The organism is Mesorhizobium sp. M7A.F.Ca.CA.004.12.1.1 (genome assembly GCF_003997835.1).
Classification (GTDB): Bacteria; Pseudomonadota; Alphaproteobacteria; order Rhizobiales; family Rhizobiaceae; genus Mesorhizobium.
In genome coordinates this window covers 1-4108 of record NZ_RZRK01000556.1, presented here as the reverse complement: position 1 = coordinate 4108, position 4108 = coordinate 1, and the positions used below count along the sequence as shown (strand labels likewise).

Annotated in this window: 5 protein-coding genes and 1 pseudogene; 5 read left to right on the top strand and 1 reads right to left on the bottom strand. The window is 65.0% G+C overall.

Annotation, left to right across the window (positions count from 1 at the left end; all coding sequences use genetic code 11):
* The 3 genes and pseudogenes from EN984_RS24910 to EN984_RS24900 form a co-directional block, all read left to right on the top strand.
* Positions 1 to 268 (top strand): annotated as a pseudogene (locus EN984_RS24910) (sugar ABC transporter ATP-binding protein); the annotation flags it as partial.
* Positions 265 to 1230 (top strand): ABC transporter permease, encoded by a 966-nt coding sequence (locus EN984_RS24905; RefSeq protein WP_023812479.1) that lies wholly within the window; start codon positions 265 to 267, stop codon positions 1228 to 1230. The pseudogene EN984_RS24910 and the gene EN984_RS24905, both read left to right, overlap by 4 nt.
* A 66-nt stretch (positions 1231 to 1296) precedes the next feature.
* Positions 1297 to 2316, top strand: coding sequence for a zinc-binding alcohol dehydrogenase family protein (locus tag EN984_RS24900; RefSeq protein ID WP_127272464.1), 1020 nt, complete (start codon positions 1297 to 1299; stop codon positions 2314 to 2316).
* Between the two features lie 251 nt (positions 2317 to 2567).
* On the opposite strand, the gene phnF is transcribed toward EN984_RS24900, so the two are convergent.
* On the bottom strand, positions 2568 to 3320 hold the full coding sequence (phnF, locus tag EN984_RS24895) for a phosphonate metabolism transcriptional regulator PhnF (RefSeq protein ID WP_127267994.1): 753 nt from the start codon (positions 3318 to 3320) through the stop codon (positions 2568 to 2570).
* 131 nt (positions 3321 to 3451) lie between these two features.
* On the opposite strand from phnF, the gene phnG reads away from it, so the two are divergent.
* The gene (gene phnG / locus EN984_RS24890; RefSeq protein WP_127267993.1) at positions 3452 to 3913 is read left to right on the top strand and encodes a phosphonate C-P lyase system protein PhnG; all 462 of its coding nucleotides are present in this window, start codon (positions 3452 to 3454) and stop codon (positions 3911 to 3913) included.
* The coding region (locus EN984_RS24885) for a phosphonate C-P lyase system protein PhnH (RefSeq protein WP_206517473.1) at positions 3913 to 4108 on the top strand (196 nt) is incomplete at its 3' end. The genes phnG and EN984_RS24885, both read left to right, overlap by 1 nt.

The window sequence follows — 4108 nt, the reverse complement described above, 5'->3', positions numbered from 1 at the left end:
GCTGTTCATCTTCGACGAACCGACGGTCGGCGTCGATGTCGGCACCAAGGCCGAGATCTACCGCCTGTTCAGCGCACTTTTGTCAAAGGGCGCCGGCATCATCCTGATCTCGTCCTATCTGCCGGAAGTCTATGAACTCGCCGACACGCTGCATGTGTTCCGGCGCGGCAAACTGGTGGCGACGCACGGTTTTCACGCCGCCAGCCACGAGGATATTCTCACTCAGGCGCTCGCCGAGAAACAAGAAAAGCTGGGAGGACAGATATGAGCACCGAGGCGATCGCCGTCGAAAAACCGAAGCGCAACTACAACGTCCTGTTTGGGCTGACGCTTTTGGCGCTGCTGGTTCTGCTCTGGATTCTTCTCTCCGTGGCGACGACGAGCTTCGCCTCCGCCAACAACATGGCCAATCTCTTGCGCCAGGGCTCGATGATCGCCATCATGGCGGTCGGCCAGACCTTCGTCATCATCACCGGCGGCATCGACCTGTCGGTCGGCGCCGTGGTCGGTTTCGCCACGGTGGTCGTGGCCATGATGATCAATGCCGGCTTCCCCATCTGGCTCGCCATTCTGGTGACGCTGCTGGTCGGCGTCGCCATCGGCATGTTCCACGGCTTCGGCATCGTCAAGATGGGCCTGCCACCCTTCATCATCACGCTGGCAACGCTGACCTCGCTGCGCGGCATCGGCCTTTTGATGACCAACGGCAATTCGATCAACATCAACAGCGACACCTTCACCGCCTTCTCGCGCAATTCCTTCATCGGCATCCCCAACCTGTTCTGGATGGTGATCCTGGTCGGCATTCCGGCCTATATCTTCCTGCACCACAGCCGCTGGGGCCGATACCTGTTTTCGGTCGGCTCCAACGCCGAGGCTTCGCGTCTGTCCGGCGTCAATGTCCAGCGCACCATCTACATGGCCTACACGCTGTCGGGCCTGTGCGCCGCCTTTGTCGGCGTGCTGCTGGCCGCCCGCATCGGCATCGGCAACCCGACGCAGGCCGAGGGCTGGGAACTGCAGGCGATCGCGTCTTCGGTCATCGGCGGCACCTCGCTGTTCGGCGCCGTCGGCTCGGTGCATGGGCCGCTGCTCGGCGCCTTCATCCTGGCCACCATCAACAACGGCGCCAACCTGCTCAACGTCAATTCGTTCTGGCAGCGCATCATCACCGGCGCGCTGATCATCATCATCGTCTACTTCGACGGCCTGCGCCGCCGCGGCAAGTAGCGATCCCGCAATCAACCGCCGGCCCGCCACACCAACGGGCCGGCGATTTCATGACTGGATTAGCGCATGAAAGCCGTCCTCTGCCGTTCGCCCGGCGATCTCGTCCTTGAAGACCGGCCCGCACCAGAGGCACCGCCTCCCGGCTGGGCGCTGGTGGCGGTCAGCCATGTCGGCATCTGCGGCACCGACTACCACATTTTCGAGGGCAAGCACCCGTTCCTCGCCTATCCTCGCATCATGGGCCATGAGGTGTCGGGAACGATCGTCGAGACCGGCGACGGCGTCGATCTTGCCGTTGGTGAGCCCGTGGTGATCAACCCCTATCTTTCCTGCGGCAAGTGCATCGCCTGCCGGCACGGCAAGCCCAATTGCTGCCTCAGGATCGAGGTGCTGGGCGTGCATCGCGACGGCGCCATGTGCGAACAGATCCTGGTGCCGGCGCAAAATCTCTATCCGGCCAACGGCCTGTCGCTGGCCGACGCCGCCGCAGTCGAGTTCCTGGCCATCGGCGCGCATGCCGTGCGGCGCGCCCGCGCCGACCCCGGCGCCCGCACGCTGGTCATCGGCGCCGGCCCGATCGGGCTCGGCACCGCCATCTTCGCCCGCATCGCCGAACTCGACGTGACGCTGCTCGACATGAGCAGTGAAAGGCTCGCCTTCGCCGCAAATGAGCTTGGTTTCCAGACCCTCGACGGCTCGCGCGGCGCGGTGCCCGATCTGGTCAGGCAAGCGACATCAGGCGAAGGCTTCGATGTGGTCTTCGACGCCACCGGCAACACCCAGTCGGTGCAGTCGGCCTTTGCCCATGTCGCGCATGGCGGCACCTTGGTACTGGTCTCTGTTGTCAAGGACGACATCAGCTTTTCCGATCCGGAATTCCACAAGCGCGAGATGACGCTGATCGGCAGCCGCAACGCCTTGCGCGCCGACTTCGATCACGTCGCCGCCTCGATCCGCAACGGCGCCGTTCCCCTGGCCAAGCTCGTCACACACCGCACCACACTCGCCGGCACGCCGCGCGATCTGGCTCGTTGGGCACATGAGAAATCGGGCCTGATCAAGGCTGTGATCGAGGTCGGATCATAACATGGCAGACGGCGAAGCCGGTCCGAATTGAAGACGCCCGCGCAGGTCGACCCCCACTCCGTCTCGGCTTCGCCGAGCCACCTCTCCCCCGATCGACGGGGTAGAGGAAGGGTGCGAGCTTAGCAAGGCGGGCTCCTTCCTCTCCCTCCGGAGGGGGGAGAGGTGGCTCGGCGAAGCCGAGACGGAGTGGGGGAAGGCGGTCCTCAAACGCCAAGTCGCTGAAAAATAAGCGCGACCGAGCTGTCCACTCCCTACAGCGCCGACAGCTTCAGCTCCACCCGTTCGGCCGGAAACCGCGACTCGGAAAACTGGATCGGCTGGCCGTCCGGCGTGACGTTGACGGCAACCGTGACCAGCACGATGGCGCCCGGCTGCAGGTCGAGGTCGGCAAGGTCCGCCGCATCGGCATGGCGCGCCGACAGCACGGTCGATTGCCTGAGATAGTCGTCTATGCCGAACCGCGCCAGCGATGCGGTGATCGAGCCTGTTTCCGCCATCGCGGCATCGATGCCGGCAAAGCGCCGGGCCTCGAACCAGCCGGCAGCGCGCGACACCGGCCGTCCGTCGGCTTCGCCGCGCGTTTCCAACCGGATCACATCGGCTCCCTTGGGAAGACCCAGTCCCTCGGCGACGCGCTGGCTGGCCGGCTCGACCGACGAGGCGAGCAGGACGATGTGCCGTTCCGTCGTCTGCCCTTGCAGTCCTGTCGAAAAGCGTGTGCGCGCCCCGATCGGATAGGACAGCCGCTTGCGCGACAGCACGAAGGTGCCGCGCCCCTGCTCGGCCCGCAGCACGCCTTCCCTTACAAGGGCCGATATGGCGCTGCGCACCGTGTGACGGTTGACGCCATAGCGTTCTGCCAGCGCCACCTCCGGCGGCAGCGCTGCATTCTCCGTGAAATCGCCGATGGCGATCGCATGCAGGATCTTGTCGGCAATCTGCCGCCACAGCGAAACGCCACTGCGCCGCTCGATGCCGTCCGCTGACAGCCGCCCGACCCTCATTGCCCCCCACCTTCCAGCGCCCAGTCTTCTATCGCTGTCATCCACCCGTCATGGACACGCGCTAGATAATAGGTATAATTTGTATAGTTGTCTATATCAATAGACAAATTTAGCCACGAGGACGATAGCTTATGCGAGGACAGGAAGCCCGCGACCAGGCCGAGCGCAAGGCCGCCATGGCAACCCTTGCGCAATCCAGCGGCGATGACATCGTACGGCTCTGGAATGAGGCCGGACTGCCTTCGGACGCCGAGTTGCTGCGCGGCCCCGAAACCGGCCTTGTCACCCTGCGCGGCCGCATCGGCGGCGGCGGCGCCCCTTTCAATGTCGGCGAGGCGACCGTTACCCGCGCCACCGTCCGGCTGCCCTCCGGTCAGGTCGGCCATTGCTATGCGCTTGGCCGCGACAAGCAGAAGGCGAAGCTGGCGGCCATCGCCGACGCGCTGTGGCAGGACCCTGCCCGCCGCAATGAGGTCGAGACCGGGCTGATAGCGCCCCTGCGGTCGGCTCTAACCGCAGCGCATGAAAAACGCCGCGCCGAGACGGCGGCAACGAAGGTGGATTTCTTCACCATGGTTCGCGGAGAAGACTGATGGACATTGCAGCGCAATCGATCGAGGGCGGTTTCGCCGATCCGGTCTTCGACGCCCAGACCGTGTTCCGCGCCGTCATGGACGCAATGGCTCGGCCGGGCAGCGTGCAGCCGCTGCCGGCCTTCGCCCGCCCGCCGGCGCCGCTCTCGGCGACCGCCGGCGCCATCGCACTGGCGCTGTGCGATAACGACACCC

Excerpts from the sequence above, each read along its gene's own strand:
- EN984_RS24905 (WP_023812479.1), top strand. The coding sequence starts at position 265 with ATGAGCACCGAGGCGATCGCCGTCGAAAAACCGAAGCGCAACTACAAC.
- EN984_RS24900 (WP_127272464.1), top strand. The coding sequence starts at position 1,297 with ATGAAAGCCGTCCTCTGCCGTTCGCCCGGCGATCTCGTCCTTGAAGAC.
- phnF (WP_127267994.1), bottom strand. The coding sequence starts at position 3,320 with ATGAGGGTCGGGCGGCTGTCAGCGGACGGCATCGAGCGGCGCAGTGGC.
- phnG (WP_127267993.1), top strand. The coding sequence starts at position 3,452 with ATGCGAGGACAGGAAGCCCGCGACCAGGCCGAGCGCAAGGCCGCCATG.